Consider the following 19,428-nt stretch of genomic DNA (forward strand, 5'->3'; position numbering starts at 1 on the left):
ACTCTTACTATTTTACATACTTGTTAGACTCATTTCCTGGATAGTCTACTTCCAATGTTGTGGCATTTTTTGATCTCTTAATGGAACGAATACCAAGTTATCATCGGTATCGTCACTATTTACAAAATGATTGAAACGTTTCATGATTTCTTCATCCTGTATGGCTTGAGTCCATTCACATTGGAAAGAATCAACCAGCTTTGCCATTTCATTTTCAAGCTCTTCCGCTAATTGTAGTTTATCGTCTACAACAACTTCTTTTAAATACTCAATCCCACCTTCTAAATTATCTAACCACTTTGCTGTTCTTTCAAGCGGAGCTGCAGTTCTGATGTAATACATCAAAAATCTGTCGATGTATTTGATTACAGTTTCATTATCTATTTGCTCTGCTAATAATTCTGCGTGTCTAGGATTCGCTCCACCGTTTCCACAAACGTATAAATTCCATCCTCCTTCTACTGCGATGACACCAAAATCTTTACATCTTGCTTCAGCACATTCTCTAATGCATCCAGATACACCTCCTTTTATTTTGTGAGGAGATCGTAATCCTTTATAACGTTCTTCTAATTCTATAGCAAAGCTCACACTTTCATCCATTCCGTATCTGCACCAAGTAGATCCAACACAACTTTTTACCGTTCGAAGAGATTTACCGTATGCATGCCCACTTTCAAAACCATGATCTATTAAATCTTTCCAGATTAACGGTAATTGATCCAATCTAGCTCCGAAAAAGTCCACTCGTTGACCACCCGTTATTTTTGTATACAAATCGTATTTTTTTCCTACTTCTCCAAGAACAATAAGTTTTTCTGGAGTGATTTCTCCTCCAGGAATTCTAGGTACTACAGAATATGTTCCATTTCGTTGAATATTTGCTAGAAAACGATCATTAGAGTCTTGAATTGCTATTTCTTCATTAGCAGTGTCTGCGTATAAACTCGCCATGATAGAGGCAATTACAGGTTTACACACTTCACATCCATCACCTTTACCATAGGTATCCAGTACTTCATCATAAGTTCTATAACCTTTTACTTTAATAATATCATACAGTTCTTGTCTGTTATAATCAAAATGCTCGCAGATGTTGTCTTTTACTTCTTTTCCTAATGAAGTTAGAGTAGCATTTACTAAATCTTTTACCATTGGTTTACATCCACCACATCCTGTTCCAGCTTTTGTACATGAAATTACTTCTCCAAGATCATTAGCTTCACCACTTTCTATGGCGCCACATATTTGTCCTTTAGTAACACTCTCACAGGAACAAATCTGTGCATCATCTGGTAGATCCATTACATCGCCTAAAAGAGCACCTCCATCAGCACCTCTGCTTCCTAGGATAAGATCTTCTGGCTCTTCAGGAAGTTTTAAGCCATTAATATAAATTTGGAAAAGAGAATTATAATCTGAAGAATCTCCAACTAAAATACCGCCTAATAGTTTAGTGCCATCTTTAGATACGTTGATTTTCTTGTAAACTCCTTTGCGTTTATTTTCATAAGTAATCTCATCTACTTCTTTTTTTGCTTCATTTAGTGCGTCTCCAAAACTAGCAACCTCGGTACCAATCAATTTTAATTGAGTAGACATATCAATATACTCGGGCATTTCACGAGTGCCGCCAGTAATTTGATCAACAGCAATTTCTGCCATGTCATAACCAGGAGCTACCAATCCATAAATCATACTATTTAATAAGGCGCATTCTCCTATGGCATAAATAGATTCATCCGAAGTCTGCATTTGCTGGTTTACTACGATGCCTCCTCTAGTTCCTACTTCTAATCCAGCTTCTTTTGCAACTTCATCACGAGGTCTTATACCAGCAGAAACGACTAACATATCTACTTTTAATTCGGTATCATCTATATATTGTAGTCCTTCAATCGCTTTTGCACCTTGTATAAACTTTGTTTGTTTCGATAGATGTACTTGTAACCCTAAGCTTTCTATTTTAGCTTGTAGCATATCACTTGCTCCTTTATCCAATTGTCTTGGCATTAATCTAGGAGCAAATTCTACCACATGTGCATTTAGTCCAAGGTTTTTTACTGCATTGGCAGCTTCTAAGCCTAATAATCCTCCACCAAGAACTGCAGCTTCTGTTTTGCCTTGAGCTTTTAATTTTTTTGCGTAGGCTTCTGTAGCTTCTAAATCTTCAATTGTTCGATATACAAAAACACCTTCTTTATCAACACCTTCAATCGGAGGAACGAAAGCGGAAGATCCAGTAGCTAATACAAGATAGTCATAGGAATAAGTGTCACCACGATGATTGGCTACTGTTTTTTGTTCTCTATTAATCTCAGTAATCATTTCTGAAATATGAAGATCTATGTTGTTTTCTTCATACCAACTGGCTGTTGACATACTTAGATCTTCAGCAGTTTTACCATCGTAAAATTCACTTAAATGTACTCTGTCATAAGCTTGTCTTGGTTCTTCCCCAAATACGATTAACTTATAATCATTAAACTTTTCTGAGGCTACAAACTTTTCGCAAAACTTATAACCTACCATTCCGTTACCTATTACTACAACCTTCTTCATTAGTTACGTATTTAAAATTCAAAATTAAGTATTAATACGTATTTAATTAATAAGAATTACGTAATTATATATGTTTGTCATTGAGAAATTCGAAATAATGCATAAAAAAACCTGCAAAATATAATTGCAGGTTTTCATAAATAAACTAAAATCGGTTGATTTATTCTTTTGATTTATTCCATTTAAATAAGTTTGGGTTTACCGTTAACATTACCCATCCCCAATTTTGTATACTATCAGCTTCTCCACCAGCTCTTGCATTGGCAAAATCTTCATTAAGAAAAGACTGTGAATACCCTATGTTTAATTTAGCGTATGAAGTAATTTTTTGCGTAAACACTAAATCTACTGATGTACCATATGAGCCAGCTTCATATGAAGCTCCATTAAATGCAGCATCTTCTAAACCTGAAAAATAATGTGCTTTGGTTAGTAATGTTGATTTTTCACCTAGTTTAAATACAGCTTTAACATTAAGATCTAATAATCCACCATTGTTTGCATGACGACCTACGTAGAAGAAGTCTTGAAAACCGTTAAACTTGTGATTTGTTCCGAAAAGCGGAAAAAATGCTTCCGTTTTATCTGCAGTATCAGGATCGTTACCACTTAGAATTTCGGCTCCTATTCCAAATAAAGTTTTACCCGGTTTATAGGTTAAATTTAACATCGCTTGGTAAGCGCCAATACTCACTGTTTCTGTAAAATCTCCAAACTGATAATAAAAACTACCGTCTAAACCAAATGCACCTTTTTTGTACTTACTGTAAACCCCAGTGGTATGTCGGGAAATAAATCGGTCTATAGCAGCTCCGGTTCCGTCAAGAGCTTGAAACTGATTATTTAAGAAAAGAAAACTTCCTGAAAATGATTCACTGAATTTATTGTTTAAGTGTAAAAACTGTAATGATTTATACTGAAACACAGGTTGTCCAGCACCTGAAGGTTGGAAAACATTACCGAAATTACTAATTCCGTTTTGGTTAAACGCAAAACCAACATCTAGTTTTAAGCCAGAGTTTTTGTAACGTATCAAAGCTGCATCGTGAGTTCTTTGTTGATCAGCCCATCCAAGAGCCCCTAAAATTCTCTGATCGTCATAGCTTAAGAATTGACGTCCTACTTTTGTTGACCATCCGCCACCGAGAGAAAGTAATGCCCAGGCACGGTTTACTCTAAATCCACCATTTCCTTGGTCATCAGCAGTAGAAAGTTGAGGTCTATCACCCCATACACTTGTACCTTGTAAATCTAAAAAAGTTGTGATTTTGGAATCGCTATATTTAACCAATAAGGCAGAACGTTGTGATACGAAGGCAGATCCTTCCACATCTTCTGGTGCAACATCTTGAAAACCATGACGATATTCGAATCGAGGTCGAACCATAGCATCTACACTTAACTCTTGCGCTTCTCCCTTAAATACCATCACCGGTAATAGTATGGTAAAGAATAATTTGTTTTTCATCTCTTAAGTTTTTGTTTAATGTGTGTTATAAATTGTTCACACCATTGCTAAGTTTTTTCAATTAATCCTATTAGCTGATATATTAATTGAACTTTTCAAAACTAAGTATTAATACGTATATTCTTTGTGTTTTTTAGATAAAAATACTTATTTTTATTTCAAAGATTGTCAATTTCTAGAAGCCTTTTTTGAATTATTCATATCTTTGACTCATAGAAGGGCGTATTGATACGTAAATTATAGTAATCATAAATTAAGTATTGAGTTAAAATGGTAAGTATTGTATTAGTGGATGATCATTTTTTGGTTAGAGATGGAATTCGTTCTCTTTTAGAAGATGAAGAACAATATAAGGTTATCGGAGAGGCCTCTAATGGTAAGGATGCAATAGATTTGGTACAATCTCTAAATCCAGATATTGTAATTTGTGATATTAGAATGCCTGAAATGTCTGGGATAGAAACTGTAGAGAAGCTAACTGAATTATCTGTAGCTTCTAAATCCATTATGTTGTCTATGCATGACTCGGATGAGTATATTTTGCAATCGATCAATGCTGGTGCAGATGGTTATTTGCTAAAAGACGCAGGAAAAGAAGAGTTTTTGAAAGCTTTATCTACTGTTAGTAAAGGAAATAAGTATTTTAGCGGTGATGTTTCTTCTATATTAGTAAAGAACTTGCTTAATAAAGGTAGTGCTAAAAAAGCAGATCAAATAGAGGAAAAGTCGGATGTAAAGGTGAAGCAAGCGAAGAACAACCCTTTTGATTTAACAAAAAGAGAAAATCAAATTTTGAAATTGGCTGTTTCTGGTATGACTAACAAGGATATCGCTTCGGAATTAGAAATTAGTAAACGAACAACAGAAGTTCATCGTTTTAATCTGATGAAAAAAATGGGGGTTAAAAATGTATTGGAACTTAGCAAAAAAGCCAGAGAATTTGATATGATTCCCTGACTTTAAGAAGCTAATCCACTAATTGTTTGCTATTCCTTCGTATAAACCTGTAATTTTATTAAAGGACTTTGTTAACTGGTTTGTGGTCGCAAACATTTCTTGTAAAGGGAATTCACCGTTAAGTAATCCTCTTTGATTTGTTTGAAACTTTTCCCAATACGACATTACAACTCCTAACTCTTCTTCGATCTCTGTGCTGTTATAACTACTTATAAGTAATTCTCCAATGGTAGTATCGAATTTTTGGTAAGTTTCACTAAGTATTTTCTTAAATTCAGGACCTTCGCCTTTAAACATGGTTGCAGCAGTATAATAAAGACATAGTCTTTGTGATAACATACGTTGTCTTCCTGAAATATTGATAGTTTTTGCAAAATCCTTATTCTTATTTTGAAAAAACTGATTATTATAATTATAACTGTTTTCTATACTAATAACGACGTCATTACAGGCTTTTAGCAAAGCTGTGTTTGTTTTTACAATACGCAAAGAGTTTTGCACATCTGGAGGGCTCATAATAATAGCCTTAAAATCATTCCATAAAGTTTGTACTTTTTTTAGCGATAACTTTGTAGAGGAGCTTGTAGCATTTGTGGTAAGTATTTGAAGTTGTTTCTCAAATATAAATTTGCTCGAGTTTAATTCTTTTTTAATAGAAGGATCGCTGATTCCTTTGGCCATTAATAAGTATGCTTTCGAAATTTTCTGTGATAACATACGTTGTTTTCCTGATACATTAATCGCTTTGGCATAAGTTATAGATCCAAAGCTATTAGATTGAGCATTTATTGTGACGCACGTTATTAAGAAAATAAAAATGACGGGCAAGGTTTTAATAGTTCTTTTTTTCATAAATAATTTTTTAAGAAATTATACTTTTTAGTGCTATAGTATGGTATGAACTTGGGTAAATTAATACTTACAAACTAAGAAGAAAATGTTTACGTTTTTGAAGTAATTTAGTACGAAAATACTTATTTTTTTTTGAGAATACCAAATATTTGGTACGTAGTTTTTTTTGTGTAAAACGGGATTCTTTCTAAATATGGATAAACCGTATTAAAAATACTGTAATACAGTTAATATATTGATATTCAAAACATTACAATTTTAATAGTTTTAAAGAGAGTTCATATTTCAATTTTTGACCTATTCAGATTATCAATAATTCAATCTACAACTACCTAATTTGAGAAATACGTAATTAACGCAATAAATACGTATTTTTTTTCCTTAAAACTTTTTTAGTAAGTATTAATACTTAATTTTGTTGTATTCTATTAGCTGAATTTCAAAAATCAAATTATGAAAACAATGAATTTTAAAATAGGGATCTTCTTAACTGCATTGGTTATGTTGTCCTGTGGAGGAGAAAAGAAGAAAGAAATCGCTTCAAGTGGGGAAGAGGCCAAAGAAGAATCATCTAAATTAACTATAGAGAAACCTCAATTAACGTTTGGTTTTATAAAGTTAACGGATATGGCGCCTTTAGCAATTGCAAAAGAAAAAGGTTTTTTCGAGGATGAAGGGCTTTTTGTATCAGTAGAGGCTCAGTCTAACTGGAAAAATGTATTAGATCGTGTGATCGACGGGCAATTAGACGGATCTCATATGTTAGCAGGTCAGCCAATTGCAGCTGGTGCTGGTTTTGGAAGACAAGCGGAGTTGGTGACACCTTTTTCCATGGATTTAAATGGAAATGGAATCACCGTTTCTAACGATGTTTGGTCTAAGATGAAACCAAATGTGCCTAAGGGTGAAGATGGAAAACCAATACATCCTATTTCTGCCGAAGCTTTAAAACCTGTTATAGAGTCTTATAAGAATGAAGGAAAAGCTTTTAAAATGGGGATGGTATTTCCAGTTTCTACTCATAATTATGAAATACGTTATTGGTTAGCTGCTGCTGGAATTAATCCTGGTATGTATTCGAAAGATAATATTCAGGGTCAGATAGATGCTGAAGTTCTTTTATCTGTAACACCACCACCACAAATGCCAGCTACTTTAGAGGCAGGTACAATATATGGGTATTGTGTAGGAGAGCCATGGAATCAGCAAGCGGTATTTAAAGGTATTGGAGTACCGGTAACTACAAATTACGATATCTGGAAAAATAATCCGGAAAAGGTGTTTGTAATGACTAAAAAATTCGTTGAACAGTATCCTAACACTGCGACAGCTGTAACAAAGGCTTTGATAAGAGCGGGTAAATGGTTAGATACTCCAGGTAATAGAAAAGAAGCGGTAAAAATATTGTCAATGCCAGAATATGTTGGTGCTGATGAGGCAGTTTTAGCAAATTCTATGACAGGAACATTTGAATTTGAAAAAGGCGATAAAAGAGAGATGCCAGATTTTAATGTGTTCTATAGATATGATGCAACATATCCATTCTATTCTGATGGTATATGGTTTTTAACTCAAATGAGACGTTGGGGGCAAATTCCAGAAAGTAAGCCAGCAGAGTGGTATGATAAAACAATTAAAGATATTTATCGTCCTGACATTTGGACTAAAGCAGCTAATTTATTAGTAGCAGAAGGGCATTTAGAGGCTTCTGAATTACCAAAAACAGATGGGTATAAGCCAGCTACTACAGATTTTATAGATGGTAATAAGTTCGATGCGAAAGATCCTATTGGATACATTAATAGTTTCGGTATTGGAAATAAAGAAAATGTAGAAGGTGTTTCAAGCATAGAGAAATAAAAGAGAGTTTTCTCTTTTATTTCTCCTTCTCTCAGAAAAAGTAAGTTGAATAATAAGAAACAATCAAGTAATCTCTGACACAAAGCATAATCTGAAGATAGTAGTTGGGGAGCAATAAATTAAATGACATGAAAGATAGATCTATTCATATTCTGAATTTTGTAGGATTAGGGTTTTTTGAACCAGCTATTAGATTAGCGGCAGGAGAGGAAACCAAGAAGAATTTAATTGCTTTGTTAAAAAAAGTTTTCTTACCTGTTTTGTCGGTAGGATTGTTTTTGATTTTATGGCATGCCGGAGCTACTTATTTATATAATGTAGAAAAAGATTTTAAAATAGAAAGAGCTCAAGAAGCGTCTGGTGATGCTGGAGTTACTCTAGAGTTACAGAGAATTGAATCTGGAGAGTCTTCTATTAATTCCTTACCATCTCCAGGTGCGGTTTTGGATGCGTTTAAAACATTATTGGCAGATCATAGAAGTATAACAGCAAAGAAAGCAGCTTTTAAAGAAAAAGTAGCAGCTACGAATGCGAAGCGAGAAGAACAAGGATTAGATCCGATAAAATACACAGGAAGACCATCATTTGTAGATCAGATATTCACAAGTTTGAAAACAGTGTTTGCTGGATTCTTTTTAGCATTATTTTTAGCAGTTCCTGTAGGAATTATATTGGGGCTAAGTAGTACGTTAAGATCTTCGTTTAATTGGTTGATTCAGATATTTAAGCCTGTTTCTCCAGTGGTTTGGTTTCTATTGGTGTATATGATCGTAAAAACTATGACTTTGAGTTATAATGGAGATGTGTCTTTTATTATTTCTTTTATAGCAGTTGGGTTATGTGCGATGTGGGCAACATTGGTGAATACTACTTTAGGAGTTTCAACGGTGGATAAAGACTATATAAATGTTGCTAAGGTTTTAAACTTGGGAGTAGGGCAAAAAGTATTTAAAATTGTTTTGCCTTCGTCTTTTCCTTTGATATTTACAGGTCTTAGAATAACTGTTTCTGTTGCATGGATGGTATTGATCGCAATTGAATTACTTTCTCAAAGTCCTGGTTTAGGAACTTTTGTATGGGAAGAATTTCAGAATGGTGCAAATGATTCAAATGCTAAAATAATAGCCGCAATGTTTGTGATCGGAATCATTGGATTCTTATTAGATAGATTAATGTTTACAGTACAGAAATTTGTAACTTTTACAGAAGAAGCTGCTGCTTAAAAGATATAGTATGGCATACATAGAATTAAGAAATGTTTCTAAGTCATTTGGTACTGGAAAGGATTGTACAGAAGTATTATCTAATATTAATTTAGAGATAGAAGAAGGTGAATTTGTTGCTATTGTTGGTTTTACAGGCAGTGGAAAAACAACATTAATAAATCTAATATCAGGTTTATTAATGCCTGATGAAGGAGAGGTGTTATTTAAAGGTAAGCCTGTGACAGGACCTAGCCACGAAAGAGGTGTTATTTTTCAGAATTATTCTTTATTACCTTGGTTGAACGTTAGAAATAATGTTGGGATGGCGGTAAAAGAGGCGTTTAAAAAAATGTCTAGAAAAGACCGAAATAAGCGTGTGGAAGATTATGTGGAAATGGTAAATCTTTCCCCAGCGATAGGCAAACTTCCAAAAGAACTTTCTGGGGGAATGCGACAAAGGGTTTCTGTTACTAGAGCGTTGTCCATGAGTCCAGAGGTAATACTAATGGATGAGCCATTGAGTGCTTTGGATGCTTTAACGAGAGGGAATCTTCAAAAAGAAATTTTGAATATCTGGAATAAGGACAAAAAAACAGCATTGTTAATTACTAATGATGTCGATGAAGGAATATTGATGGCAGATAGGATCATTCCCTTGAAACCTGGTCCAAAGGCAACGTTGGGGCCAGAATATAAAATAAATCTGGAGCGTCCAAGAGATAAAACGGCTCTTAATCATAATGAAGAGTACAAAAAGCTTCGTAATGGTATTATGGAATATTTGATTCAAATTGGAGAGCAAAGAGCTTCTAAGAAAAGTGCTGATTATGTGTTGCCAGATATAAAACCAGTAATCAAGCCAAAACCTTTTAGAAGATTAAGTTTTAGTTAATAAAAACAGATGAAGCATGGAGACAGTTGAAAAGTTAGGAATTAGAAGATCTGATAATGGGTTGTTTGAGGATAAGTATATGTTAGATATATCTCAATTAACGAAGATTTATCCTACTCCAAAAGGAGATTATGTTGTACTTGATGATCTGGATTTAAAAGTAAAACATGAAGAGTTTATTTCTATTATTGGTCATTCAGGTTGTGGAAAATCCACCTTATTGACAATGATAGCAGGTTTAAATCCTATTTCTAGAGGTACAATAATAGCTAATAATGAAACGGTAAGAGGGCCAGGTCCAGATAGAGGTGTTATTTTTCAATCGCCTAGTTTATTGCCATGGATGACAGCATATGATAATGTGATGCTAGGAGTTAAGCAGGTTTTTGCTCATGGCACGAAAAAGGATAGAGATGATATTGTAAAGTATTATCTGTCTAAGGTGGGATTAGAAGATGCTATGTACAAAAAGGCAAAAGAATTATCTCAGGGAATGCAACAGAGAGTCGGAATCGCTAGAGCTTTTGCTTTAAAGCCTAAGGTTTTACTATTAGATGAGCCCTTTGGAATGCTAGATTCTCTGACAAGAGGTGAGTTGCAGGATGTCCTTATAGAAGTTTGGAATCAAGAAAAAATAACTGCAATTATGATTACACATGATGTTGATGAATCTATATTTTTGGCGGATAGAGTAATTATGATGACCAGTGGGCCAAGAGCTAAAGTAGGAGATATCTTAGAAATTGATTTTGAACGTCCACGTTTAAGAAAAGATGTTTTAGAACATCCAGATTATTATAAATACAGAGAGCATTTGATTGATTTCTTAGAGCATTAGAAGTTAGAAAATAGATACTATTTTTTAAACCTCGTACTATTCCTGATATATAGGAAATAGTACGAGGTTTTTTATTTTATGAGTATTTCGCAAACAATGAATAGGTTTTTTAGGATTATAATTAATACTATTCCATTAATTTTTTTGGATCTTAAATTATCAAAAAGATAATTTATCACGGTTTTTTTTTGTTAAAACATAATTATTTGTGTTTAACCCTATTTTTTTAGGGGTTAAATTGTTTTTATATGTGTTTTATATATAGATTTGTATTGTTTTTAAGGGGGTATAAACATAGAAATATATTTAATTTTTAATTTAACCCTTAAAAAAAGGGGGTTAATTTAGATTTTTTTGAAAATAAAAGAAGAATATGAATATTGAAGAATTAATTACTGCGTCAATTACTGAATTTTTAGATGTAGAAGTGCATAGAGATACTGGGAATCTTGATTTTTCGTCTAAAATAGAAATAGTAAAGAAACGTATTACGAATAAGGTGAAAAATAGTCCAGATTCTTATGGTATGGTGAATGGATTGAAAGGATATGAGTACGAAATGTTTTTTAGTAGTAATCCTAATGATATGATTAAAATTGATGGATGGATTCCGATAGATACGGATAGAATTGAAAAAGCAGATAAAATAGAGGAGTATATAGAAATAGGTCTTCTTAGAAAGATAGGGAGTTCCTTAAGTTGATTCTGTTGTTATAAAGATATATTGCTGATTGGCTAGCTTTAAATAAATTATGAACCCAAAAACAAAATGAATTATGAATGTAAATGAATTAATCACAGAGGCTATTACAGAGTTTTTAGATGTGGAAGTAAATGGAGAAACAGAAAATTTGAATTTTGCGTCTAAGATCGAAATCGTTAAAAATAGAATTACCGATAAAGTAAAAAATAGTCCACATGTCTATGGTCTTGCAAAAGATGCAGAGGAGTATGAATATGAGATGTTTTTTAGTAGTAATCCTAATGATATGATTAAAATTGATGGTTGGATGCCAATTGATACTAAAAAAATAGAAATGGCAGACAAGATTACGGAATATATAGAAATCGGTTTGCTTAGAAGAATAGAAAAAGCTGCGTAAGCTTTAACGTTATAGTTCACAACTTTTTGTGAAAAAGTACAATAAATAAACTTTGTTTAAGTAATATTGGGGTGTAAAACTAATGTTATTATAGGCAAAGTTTATTTTTTTAAGTATTTTTATAATACACTTTTAAAGCAGGGATACCATTATACATCTATGTCAAAAAGATTACATTAAAAAATAATATTGATTGGACTTAATCCATAAAAATTTAGTGTTTGAAACCTTAAAGATCTAGTAGCTTTAAGTGTTTCTTGTGTTGCCGGTTATGAGGAATCATGACCGGCTTTTTTTATTCTAATTAAATCGTTTCCTATAAATGGGTATTATGGAGATTAGCAATGCTATTGGGATGATAATATATATCCAATAAGGAATAGGGAATGGATCTCCTTTGGCGTAGGAATGAAGACCTGATAAATAATAATTTACCCCAAAGAATGTCATAATTAAGCTACTAAGTGCAAATAGGTTACAAACATTAAAAATGTAGATGTATTTTTTTTGGAAAATAATTCTAAGATGTAAGACGAAGGAATAGATAATAATACTAATCAAAGCCCAAGTTTCTTTAGGGTCCCATCCCCAGTATCTTCCCCAGGATTCATTTGCCCAGATGCCTCCTAAAAAAGTGCCTATAGTTAGCATGTATAGACCAATTGTACTAGTAAGTTGATTTGTGTTGGTGAGTCTGTGGATGGTTTTTTCTGCATTAGTGGTATTCCAAAAAACTTGAAAGCACATGATCAAAAGGGTGATTAATGAAAGTAATGATCCTAGTGCGAGAAAACCATAACTGGCGGTTATTACCGCAACGTGTATGAGTAACCAATAAGATTTAAGTACAGGAACTAAGTTGGTGATTTCTGGATTCATCAAACTTCCGTGGGCTATTCCTATCAAACAAATCGCAAGGATAGAAGATGCTGCAGGTGCAAAAGAACTGTTTTTTTGAAAAATAAATCCAGCTAACATTCCAATCCATGCTATAAAAATAGTAGCTTCATAACCATTGCTCCAAGGAGCATGATTAGAAATGTACCATCTAATTATGATTCCCGAACCGTGTGTTATAAAAATTATAAATATGGCAATCAGTATAATTTTGACAAGTTTTTTAAGGAATTTGTTTTGATCTTTGAATATTTGCCAGAAACTTAAAATTATTAGGAGAGTCCCTAGTAAGGAATATCCTATAAGGCACCATAAAAATATTGGGTTGTTGTTAAACCAAATTTCAGTATTTATCTTGTTTTCTGATAGGATGATTGAAGCTCCATTCTCTTCCTGAAATTGCTTTATAAGTTCAATCGTTTTGTCAGGTTTTGTCCAATCATTAGTTTTGATAGCATTAGAAAGATTTTCAAAGTAGGTAGGTATGATTTTATCAAAGAAAAGTTGATCTTCTTTTTGAAAGTTGCTATCTGTATCTATTGGGCAGAGCCATTTTTGATTTGAATCGTTTTTGTCTGGAAAAATTTTTAAGAATTGGCCATTAAAAATCCCCCAGATGATGTTTACACGTTCGTCAATTTTGATAATGTCTTTATCAAAAGCAGAACGTTTTCCAGGTGCTTTGGAGTAAGCTTTGTTAACTAAATGTTTTAGTTTGTAGTTTCCTTGAAAATCAAAGAATTGAGAAACACTGCTGTGTCCCGAATTGTTAATTTCAATCAAATGGTTTAATTCATGTATTGCTTTTTTTTCAATTTTTATGAGTTCTAATAATTGCCATGAATCTGGTTTGTATTGCATGCCAATAAATACTTGAGTAGGGGAGAGCTTTTTTTTATTATGTTCCTTATCTAGATATGTAAACCTACTTTTACCATAGGTTTTTCTTAATAATTCTAGGGATAATGTGCTGATTGGCTTTATTCTGCCTTGGAAATCTTGGATTTGGATTTTGGCAATTTTTTCAGCGTGAATTTCATTGATAAGTTGTCTCTCAATCAGCTCGTATGTCGTTAGATTGTGCAGTTGCTGCCCAGATAGTGATGGTGTAGCGACAAATAAAAAAAGTATAATGCTATAGATAAACTTATTTTTCACGTAGTAGTTTTAATATAAATCCAAAGTATGATGTTCTCCAGCATAAACTAAGTAGCATTCCCAATCCTAGTAGGCTATATCCGATATAGGTGATTAGTGTTCCCCAGTAGTCATGATTAACAGACAAAATGGTTCCGCTTTCATCAGGTAAGTAAGCAGATTGAAAGAATCTAAAACCTTTATGATTTAGAACATTATTCATGAAAATGGTATAGTCAAACATGTTGTTTTTTTCTTGAATCTGTAGGTTGCTATAAAAAGCCGATGGGCTGTCTGATCCAGGATAGCGTTCCAAAATAAAATCTTTGAGGTATATAGAAAATGGAAGTTGTATGGGTTTGGATCCGTATCTAATATTTAGATGAATACCATTTATGAAAACAGTCTGGTGTGGATTCATATAGCCTGGACCGCCAAATATTGTAGTTTCTAGTTGTTTTTCATCTGATGTGATTAATAATTTAATAGCAGATTCAGGATTTTTCTTGTCAGCAGTTCTTTCCTTGGACTCAACTGTTAGATATTTGTTTTCTATTACTTCGTTAAAGACTAAAGGGATTTTATTGATTTCGCTAAGCGCTTTAAACTGTAACGGGACTAAACTGTCTTTTGGATACGAACTTGCTTTGTTTAGTGTCATGGAGAAATAGTCAGTTTCTTTAGGAAAAGAAGCTTTCCAAATATCATTTTTCTTAGTAATAAAAATATCCTCAGGTTGTTTGTTCTCGTTTTCGAAAGAGATGGGGATCCCATAAATACTAGTGCGATCACCTTTTTTTACATAAAAATCTTTCCGCTCTTCTTTGTCTGCAATTACGATATGCAAGTATGTTGCTCCTGAAGTACTGTCTTTAACTACATAATGCGCTCTGGGAATATATTCTTGAAGTTTTATATTCACTTTTTTATTATCAAAAACGTAATTATTATTTATGTTGTTGAAGCCAATTTCACTCATGTGTATTGGTTTGCTAATGTAGCTTTGATCAAAGGTGTCGTTACTTGCTTTAATTTGTAAATGGCTATCAATCGAAATCATACGGTCACTAGCGGTTTCTTCTTTAATTGTTATTAAAGCTTCGTAACCTCTATACCGAGTGACTCCTGCTCCTAAAATGATGATGATAAAAGCAATATGAAAGATGAAAATTGGAGCTTTTTCTAGGCTAAAAAGATTGTATTTTGAAATATTTCCAATAAAGTTAATAGCAAGTAGTAAAACAAGAATTTCAAACCATTTTGCATTGTATACTACGGCTTTAGCTGTTTCTGTACTGTAGTCATTTTCTATGAAAGTAGCTGTTGCCATCGAAATAGCAAATACAAGAAGTAGTAGCGCACTTGTGCGGTTCGAGAAAAGTATCTTTAAAAGATGGTTCAATATTTATTTTTTTTAAGTGCTATCATTTGTTGGTAATAAAGGATAGTACTTTGTTATTCCTGCATTCCTAGGTTAACCCAAGCTTTGATAGTTTCTATAGTACAACTGTCGATTTTTGTTTCTTTTCTGTAGGGCATAGCGATATAGCCTTGAGCATGAGTAATCGAACCAACAAGTTGTCCACTTTCTCCCATCTTTTTTAAACTTGGGTAATCAAAAATCTTCACTCTAGATGCTTTTTCTTTGTACACATCAGAGGCATGGCATTTAAAACATTGAATTTCGATTATGGAAGCGATATGTTCGTTATAGGTTATATTTTCTGGAATATCGCATTCCTCTTTAGGTTCGCCTTTGCAAGAAATTAATGAAATTAATAATGCTAAAATTGATACCTGTTTAATAAAATTGGAGAAGTTCATCTTCTGTGTTTTTATGGTTACTAGTACAATGTCAATTTATTTCGTTGTGTATTTCTTCTTCATTTTCTGCCATTCTTCTTCACTTAGAGGAAGGTGTTTTTTCTTGTCAGAAAATGGATCTATCCCTCCTTTTAGGTAGGCTTGAATCTGATTTAGAGGTATGGTGTCTTTGATTTTTTCGGCAACCTTATAAATGTGATTTCCATGAAAGTCGTGGCATTGAAGACAAGTGCTCCATTCCTTATTAGCTATTAATTTGTCATGTGGTACATCAATAGGGTCGTTTTTTACTTCTAGGTCATAATGACAGTTTACGCAAAACGTAGCATCTGCAAGAACAACTCTTGTTTCGTTATGTTCTCTATGGCAGGTTTCACATTCAGTAGCATTAATATTTGCAATAGCTTCTTTAAATCGAGGTTCTAGAAATCTATGAGTTGGATGGCGATCATTTGGTCGATCATGACACTCCATGCATTTTTTGTTGTCTACATTTTCGGTGCCAAAATCGGCCATGGTTTTGCGCATTCCAAAAGTGTAGGAGATGTTGGATTGTAACTGCTGTACTAGGTTTCCTTTTGCATCGGTATGACATGCATTACATGATAATCCTTCATGACCAGTATTCATAGGTCCTAAGCTCAGGTATTCTTCTGATTGTTTTAAAGGTAGGACAATGTAAATTATAATTCCGATTGCGATTCCTATTAAAGAGCCAATTCGTTGTCTTTTTCTTAATGGATTTTTTTTGAACATAAATTAATTAATCCTTTATGAAGCTGATGCTTACATTATTGCTTTTTGGAAAGCTTATGCAGGTTAATATATCGCCATTAGCGACTTCTTCGTCTGATAACAAATGACCGTCGATCATCTTTACTTCTCCTTTGATGCATTTTGCTTTACAGCTACTGCACATGCCTGATCTGCAGGAATAAGGGAGTAGTATGTTTTCTGACAAGGCTGCTTGTAATATGGTTTTGTCTCCAGCAACACTTATTTCGTGTTTCTTTTTTTCGTCATATATAATTACGTTGCTAATAAGGTCTTTTGCGTTACTCGATGTAATGAAATTAGCGTTAAAAGCTTCGAGTTTAATTTGATTTCTTTGGATTCCGTGTTGTGCTAATATTTCCTTGGCTTTATCCATAAAACCTTGAGGTCCACACATCATATATTTTCCTAAATTATAAGTCAGGTCATGATTGTGAATAATTTCTGTAATTAGTTCTTCATTAAGAAGATCTTGATGGTAATTTGGTTGATCAGAAGTGCTTTTTTCTAGTATATGCTCAACCTTTAGACGTTTTGGATGATTCTCGCTAAGATCTTCTAATGCTTTTTTGAAAATGATAGACTCTTCATTTTTATTAGCGTAAATTAATAAGATATTCGATAAAGGTTCTTTTTCTATTACTGTTTTGATAATAGAGAAAATTGGGGTGATACCACTTCCTCCTGCAAAAAACACATAATGATGTTTTGCATTTTTGTCTGGTTCTATAAAAAAACTTCCAGCTGGTTTTTCGATCTCTATTTTTTGTCCTGCGGACAATTGTTCGCATATATAATTAGATACTAAACCCTTTTGAACTTTCTTAACAGTAATTCTCAGGAACTTGTCTGTAAATGGACTGCTACTAAAGGAATAGGCTCTTTTTTCAATTTTATTTTTAATAGGGATTTTGACAGTGAGAAATTGACCAGCTTTATATTTTATTTTATTGAAGAAACCTCCTTTGTTAAGGATCACACTTACTGCATCATCGGTTTCGTGAATTATTTCTTTTACAGTTAATTGCATAAGATCTTATTTTATTATTCATAATAGAATACAACGCCCACATGAAAAACTACTAAAAACGTAATAACGACGGATAAGAGAACATGTGTAACCATCCAGGATTTGAAAATCCACTCTTTTTGGCTTTTTATAATATCAAGGTTAATAGTGCCTAGTATCATATTTATGAAAAAAATATAAGAAAGTAAGGCAAGATATCCATAGCCAAATTCTAACGCGTGTATATAAAAGAATATCGGAGATAATACACCAATCCATTTATGTAATAAACTAAAACGGATGGAGTGTTTCATCAGTTTTTTTGATGTTCTGGTCAAGGTGAGTATCCATTGGAAAACTATAAAAGCTCCAACAAATACTCCGGACCAGCGTTTATATCGTTCATTTAGTTGAAGTTCATAAAGCCATTGCCACTTTATATCTAGCGCAAACTGAAGTATATAAAGAGCAAATAAAACAAACCCAATTAATACGAAGCTATATGATTTCTTCACTGTGTTTACGATATTTTTTAATTGGCAGCTAAACCTTTGGTTATTTTATTTTTGTCTGTATCGGCTAATAATAGTTTTTCAAGACTATGATAAGAAGCTAATTTTCTTACACTATCGATGAAAACTTCTGCTGTAGGAAGGTAAAAACCTTTAGAAGGCCATTGGTTCCCAATTTGAGGTTTTGTGCTGTCAACTTTAAAGGCTGCTATTTCTTCTAAATATGCGTTATAAATCGCTTTTGTTCCATTTCTGTAGGCGTTAATAACTCCTATTGCTTCCTTATAAGATAGGGAATCTGAAGGATATTGCCAGGTCGTTGCGCCCATAACGTCACCTAATTTCCAATCTGTTTTTGTAGTGCTTTTATGATCATTATGACAGTTTACGCATGGTGCTGCCACAGCAAGATCAGCAAACATAGAGGTATAAAGTTTTTGATCTTCTTCGTAAAAATGTTGTGGTTTTTGATCTGCTTTAATTTTTTTGAAAAGCTCTGCTTGTTTCCCATGAAACTTATTAGACGCGTTGATCGGAAAATCAGAGCCTAGATATAACCCTAGAGGAACATCACTTTTTCTAATGTCTGAAGAGATTCCTCGTAAGAATAATGCAGGAAGAGGTCCAGCTTCAACTTCATCGTCTTGCCAATCCTCGTCAAATTTTAAACCTTGCTTTTTACCTGCACCTACAATTCCTTTAGTGTATAGTGTTCTGGTAATATCATTTTCTTCGGCAACCAAGGTAAGGATATCTGCGACTGCAAATACTTTATCTGAAGGTCCGTTTTCTGAAGAAGTCTCTTCAGGAACTCCACCGCATGATTGCGTTAAAAATACGATAGAGCTTATCATTGAGAAAAAGATTCCCTTTGTTTTTAGATGATTCATTGTGTTGTGTTTTAATGTTGGTAATTTCTATTGTAAGGCTACGCTACTTCTCCGTATGCTGCAGTTTTCATAACTGATGCCATAACTCCATATGTTTCTGCCCAAGCTGCTTCTACTTCTGGAGTAAAGTCATCTCCAAGGCCAACAGATAGTGTGCTAAGTAGTGCTGCTCCTACAGTATCGTAATGAGAAGATTCTACTTTGTAGTCTACGTGTCTTTTTCCTAAATCTTGTAAAATAGGTATAAGTCTATCTAAATTAGTTAATCCTGCTACAGCTGAAGATAGCATGGTCATGAGTTTGTTTCCTTGACCTTTCATCGCTTCTGCGTCATTCGCTGGGAATATCTTCTTTAGTTCAGGATCTAGTTCGAATAATTTATTGTAAAAAATTTCTGCAGCTGTCTCTGCTATTGGAGCGACTTTACTAAACGAGGTTTGTACCAATTCAATTGTGCTTTTTTCCATGATTACATTTTTTAAGTGAAATTTTAGACGATGCTATTAAGTATTAATACTTAATTATTTTCAAATATATCTGAACTAAGGAATAAATGCAAATGAGTATAATTCAGTAAATTATATATTTAGGTGTTTATTTTGTTTATAATTAGTTTAAAAGTAATTAATTATTAATATTTTAACTTAT

At 33.3% G+C, this 19,428-nt stretch carries 18 protein-coding genes; 7 read left to right on the forward strand and 11 right to left on the reverse strand.

The genetic code is table 11. The features are described from left to right. Window positions 1-45 precede the first annotated feature (45 nt). Window positions 46-2,562: a nitrite reductase large subunit NirB gene (nirB, locus tag Q1A73_RS15030; RefSeq protein WP_299607062.1), complete on the reverse strand. Its 2,517-nt coding sequence runs from the start codon at window positions 2,560-2,562 to the stop codon at window positions 46-48. A gap of 160 nt (window positions 2,563-2,722) precedes the next feature. Next, window positions 2,723-4,030: a hypothetical protein gene (locus Q1A73_RS15035; RefSeq protein WP_299607063.1), complete on the reverse strand. Its 1,308-nt coding sequence runs from the start codon at window positions 4,028-4,030 to the stop codon at window positions 2,723-2,725. A 270-nt stretch (window positions 4,031-4,300) separates the two neighbouring features. Here Q1A73_RS15035 and Q1A73_RS15040 point away from each other — a divergent pair, with 270 nt between their 5' ends. Continuing rightward, complete coding sequence (locus Q1A73_RS15040) at window positions 4,301-4,987, forward strand: response regulator transcription factor (protein ID WP_299607064.1); 687 nt, start codon at window positions 4,301-4,303, stop codon at window positions 4,985-4,987. Between the two features lie 18 nt (window positions 4,988-5,005). Here the strand turns inward: Q1A73_RS15040 and Q1A73_RS15045 are convergent, their stop codons facing one another. Beyond that, window positions 5,006-5,839, reverse strand: a complete 834-nt coding sequence (locus tag Q1A73_RS15045; protein WP_299607065.1) for a type IV pili methyl-accepting chemotaxis transducer N-terminal domain-containing protein — start codon at window positions 5,837-5,839, stop codon at window positions 5,006-5,008. A gap of 453 nt (window positions 5,840-6,292) precedes the next feature. Between Q1A73_RS15045 and Q1A73_RS15050 the strand changes: the two genes are divergently transcribed. The 6 genes from Q1A73_RS15050 to Q1A73_RS15075 all read left to right on the forward strand — a co-directional run bounded on the left by Q1A73_RS15050 (window position 6,293) and on the right by Q1A73_RS15075 (window position 11,737). Then, on the forward strand, window positions 6,293-7,699 hold the full coding sequence (locus tag Q1A73_RS15050) for a CmpA/NrtA family ABC transporter substrate-binding protein (protein WP_299607066.1): 1,407 nt from the start codon (window positions 6,293-6,295) through the stop codon (window positions 7,697-7,699). Window positions 7,700-7,827: 128 nt separating this feature from the next. Beyond that, entirely contained in the window at window positions 7,828-8,922 is a 1,095-nt protein-coding gene (locus Q1A73_RS15055; RefSeq protein WP_299607067.1) for an ABC transporter permease subunit, read from the forward strand. Window positions 8,923-8,932: 10 nt separating this feature from the next. After that, window positions 8,933-9,796, forward strand: a complete 864-nt coding sequence (locus Q1A73_RS15060; RefSeq protein ID WP_299607068.1) for an ABC transporter ATP-binding protein — start codon at window positions 8,933-8,935, stop codon at window positions 9,794-9,796. A 16-nt stretch (window positions 9,797-9,812) separates the two neighbouring features. Beyond that, the gene (locus Q1A73_RS15065; protein WP_299607069.1) at window positions 9,813-10,634 is read left to right on the forward strand and encodes an ABC transporter ATP-binding protein; all 822 of its coding nucleotides are present in this window, start codon (window positions 9,813-9,815) and stop codon (window positions 10,632-10,634) included. Between the two features lie 373 nt (window positions 10,635-11,007). After that, on the forward strand, window positions 11,008-11,337 hold the full coding sequence (locus tag Q1A73_RS15070) for a hypothetical protein (RefSeq protein WP_299607070.1): 330 nt from the start codon (window positions 11,008-11,010) through the stop codon (window positions 11,335-11,337). Between the two features lie 73 nt (window positions 11,338-11,410). After that, on the forward strand, window positions 11,411-11,737 hold the full coding sequence (locus Q1A73_RS15075; RefSeq protein ID WP_299607071.1) for a hypothetical protein: 327 nt from the start codon (window positions 11,411-11,413) through the stop codon (window positions 11,735-11,737). 300 nt (window positions 11,738-12,037) lie between these two features. On the opposite strand, the gene ccsA is transcribed toward Q1A73_RS15075, so the two are convergent. The 8 genes from ccsA to Q1A73_RS15115 form a co-directional block, all read right to left on the reverse strand. Beyond that, window positions 12,038-13,792 (reverse strand): cytochrome c biogenesis protein CcsA, encoded by a 1,755-nt coding sequence (ccsA, locus tag Q1A73_RS15080; RefSeq protein WP_299607072.1) that lies wholly within the window; start codon window positions 13,790-13,792, stop codon window positions 12,038-12,040. After that, entirely contained in the window at window positions 13,782-15,101 is a 1,320-nt protein-coding gene (locus Q1A73_RS15085) for a cytochrome c biogenesis protein ResB (RefSeq protein ID WP_299607073.1), read from the reverse strand. Before Q1A73_RS15085 ends, ccsA begins: the two co-directional genes overlap by 11 nt. A 125-nt stretch (window positions 15,102-15,226) precedes the next feature. Further along, window positions 15,227-15,595 (reverse strand): hypothetical protein, encoded by a 369-nt coding sequence (locus tag Q1A73_RS15090; protein ID WP_299607074.1) that lies wholly within the window; start codon window positions 15,593-15,595, stop codon window positions 15,227-15,229. A 36-nt stretch (window positions 15,596-15,631) separates the two neighbouring features. After that, the gene (locus Q1A73_RS15095) at window positions 15,632-16,351 is read right to left on the reverse strand and encodes a cytochrome c3 family protein (RefSeq protein ID WP_299607075.1); all 720 of its coding nucleotides are present in this window, start codon (window positions 16,349-16,351) and stop codon (window positions 15,632-15,634) included. A gap of 7 nt (window positions 16,352-16,358) precedes the next feature. Next, window positions 16,359-17,399: a ferredoxin--NADP reductase gene (locus tag Q1A73_RS15100; protein ID WP_299607076.1), complete on the reverse strand. Its 1,041-nt coding sequence runs from the start codon at window positions 17,397-17,399 to the stop codon at window positions 16,359-16,361. 14 nt (window positions 17,400-17,413) lie between these two features. Beyond that, window positions 17,414-17,893: a hypothetical protein gene (locus Q1A73_RS15105; RefSeq protein WP_299607077.1), complete on the reverse strand. Its 480-nt coding sequence runs from the start codon at window positions 17,891-17,893 to the stop codon at window positions 17,414-17,416. Between the two features lie 17 nt (window positions 17,894-17,910). Beyond that, window positions 17,911-18,780 (reverse strand): DUF3365 domain-containing protein, encoded by an 870-nt coding sequence (locus tag Q1A73_RS15110; protein WP_299607078.1) that lies wholly within the window; start codon window positions 18,778-18,780, stop codon window positions 17,911-17,913. Window positions 18,781-18,818: 38 nt separating this feature from the next. Next, window positions 18,819-19,247: a globin family protein gene (locus Q1A73_RS15115; protein ID WP_299607079.1), complete on the reverse strand. Its 429-nt coding sequence runs from the start codon at window positions 19,245-19,247 to the stop codon at window positions 18,819-18,821. Between the last annotated feature and the right edge of the window lie 181 nt (window positions 19,248-19,428).

The organism is uncultured Aquimarina sp. (assembly GCF_947492115.1).
Lineage (GTDB): Bacteria > Bacteroidota > Bacteroidia > Flavobacteriales > Flavobacteriaceae > Aquimarina.

Bases quoted from the DNA above. Each gene is read 5' to 3' on its own strand.
- nirB (WP_299607062.1), bottom strand. From the start codon at position 2,562: ATGAAGAAGGTTGTAGTAATAGGTAACGGAATGGTAGGTTATAAGTTT.
- Q1A73_RS15035 (WP_299607063.1), bottom strand. From the start codon at position 4,030: ATGAAAAACAAATTATTCTTTACCATACTATTACCGGTGATGGTATTT.
- Q1A73_RS15040 (WP_299607064.1), top strand. From the start codon at position 4,301: ATGGTAAGTATTGTATTAGTGGATGATCATTTTTTGGTTAGAGATGGA.
- Q1A73_RS15045 (WP_299607065.1), bottom strand. From the start codon at position 5,839: ATGAAAAAAAGAACTATTAAAACCTTGCCCGTCATTTTTATTTTCTTA.
- Q1A73_RS15050 (WP_299607066.1), top strand. From the start codon at position 6,293: ATGAAAACAATGAATTTTAAAATAGGGATCTTCTTAACTGCATTGGTT.
- Q1A73_RS15055 (WP_299607067.1), top strand. From the start codon at position 7,828: ATGAAAGATAGATCTATTCATATTCTGAATTTTGTAGGATTAGGGTTT.
- Q1A73_RS15060 (WP_299607068.1), top strand. From the start codon at position 8,933: ATGGCATACATAGAATTAAGAAATGTTTCTAAGTCATTTGGTACTGGA.
- Q1A73_RS15065 (WP_299607069.1), top strand. From the start codon at position 9,813: ATGGAGACAGTTGAAAAGTTAGGAATTAGAAGATCTGATAATGGGTTG.
- Q1A73_RS15070 (WP_299607070.1), top strand. From the start codon at position 11,008: ATGAATATTGAAGAATTAATTACTGCGTCAATTACTGAATTTTTAGAT.
- Q1A73_RS15075 (WP_299607071.1), top strand. From the start codon at position 11,411: ATGAATGTAAATGAATTAATCACAGAGGCTATTACAGAGTTTTTAGAT.
- Q1A73_RS15085 (WP_299607073.1), bottom strand. From the start codon at position 15,101: ATGGCAACAGCTACTTTCATAGAAAATGACTACAGTACAGAAACAGCT.
- Q1A73_RS15090 (WP_299607074.1), bottom strand. From the start codon at position 15,595: ATGAACTTCTCCAATTTTATTAAACAGGTATCAATTTTAGCATTATTA.
- Q1A73_RS15095 (WP_299607075.1), bottom strand. From the start codon at position 16,351: ATGTTCAAAAAAAATCCATTAAGAAAAAGACAACGAATTGGCTCTTTA.
- Q1A73_RS15100 (WP_299607076.1), bottom strand. From the start codon at position 17,399: ATGCAATTAACTGTAAAAGAAATAATTCACGAAACCGATGATGCAGTA.
- Q1A73_RS15110 (WP_299607078.1), bottom strand. From the start codon at position 18,780: ATGAATCATCTAAAAACAAAGGGAATCTTTTTCTCAATGATAAGCTCT.
- Q1A73_RS15115 (WP_299607079.1), bottom strand. From the start codon at position 19,247: ATGGAAAAAAGCACAATTGAATTGGTACAAACCTCGTTTAGTAAAGTC.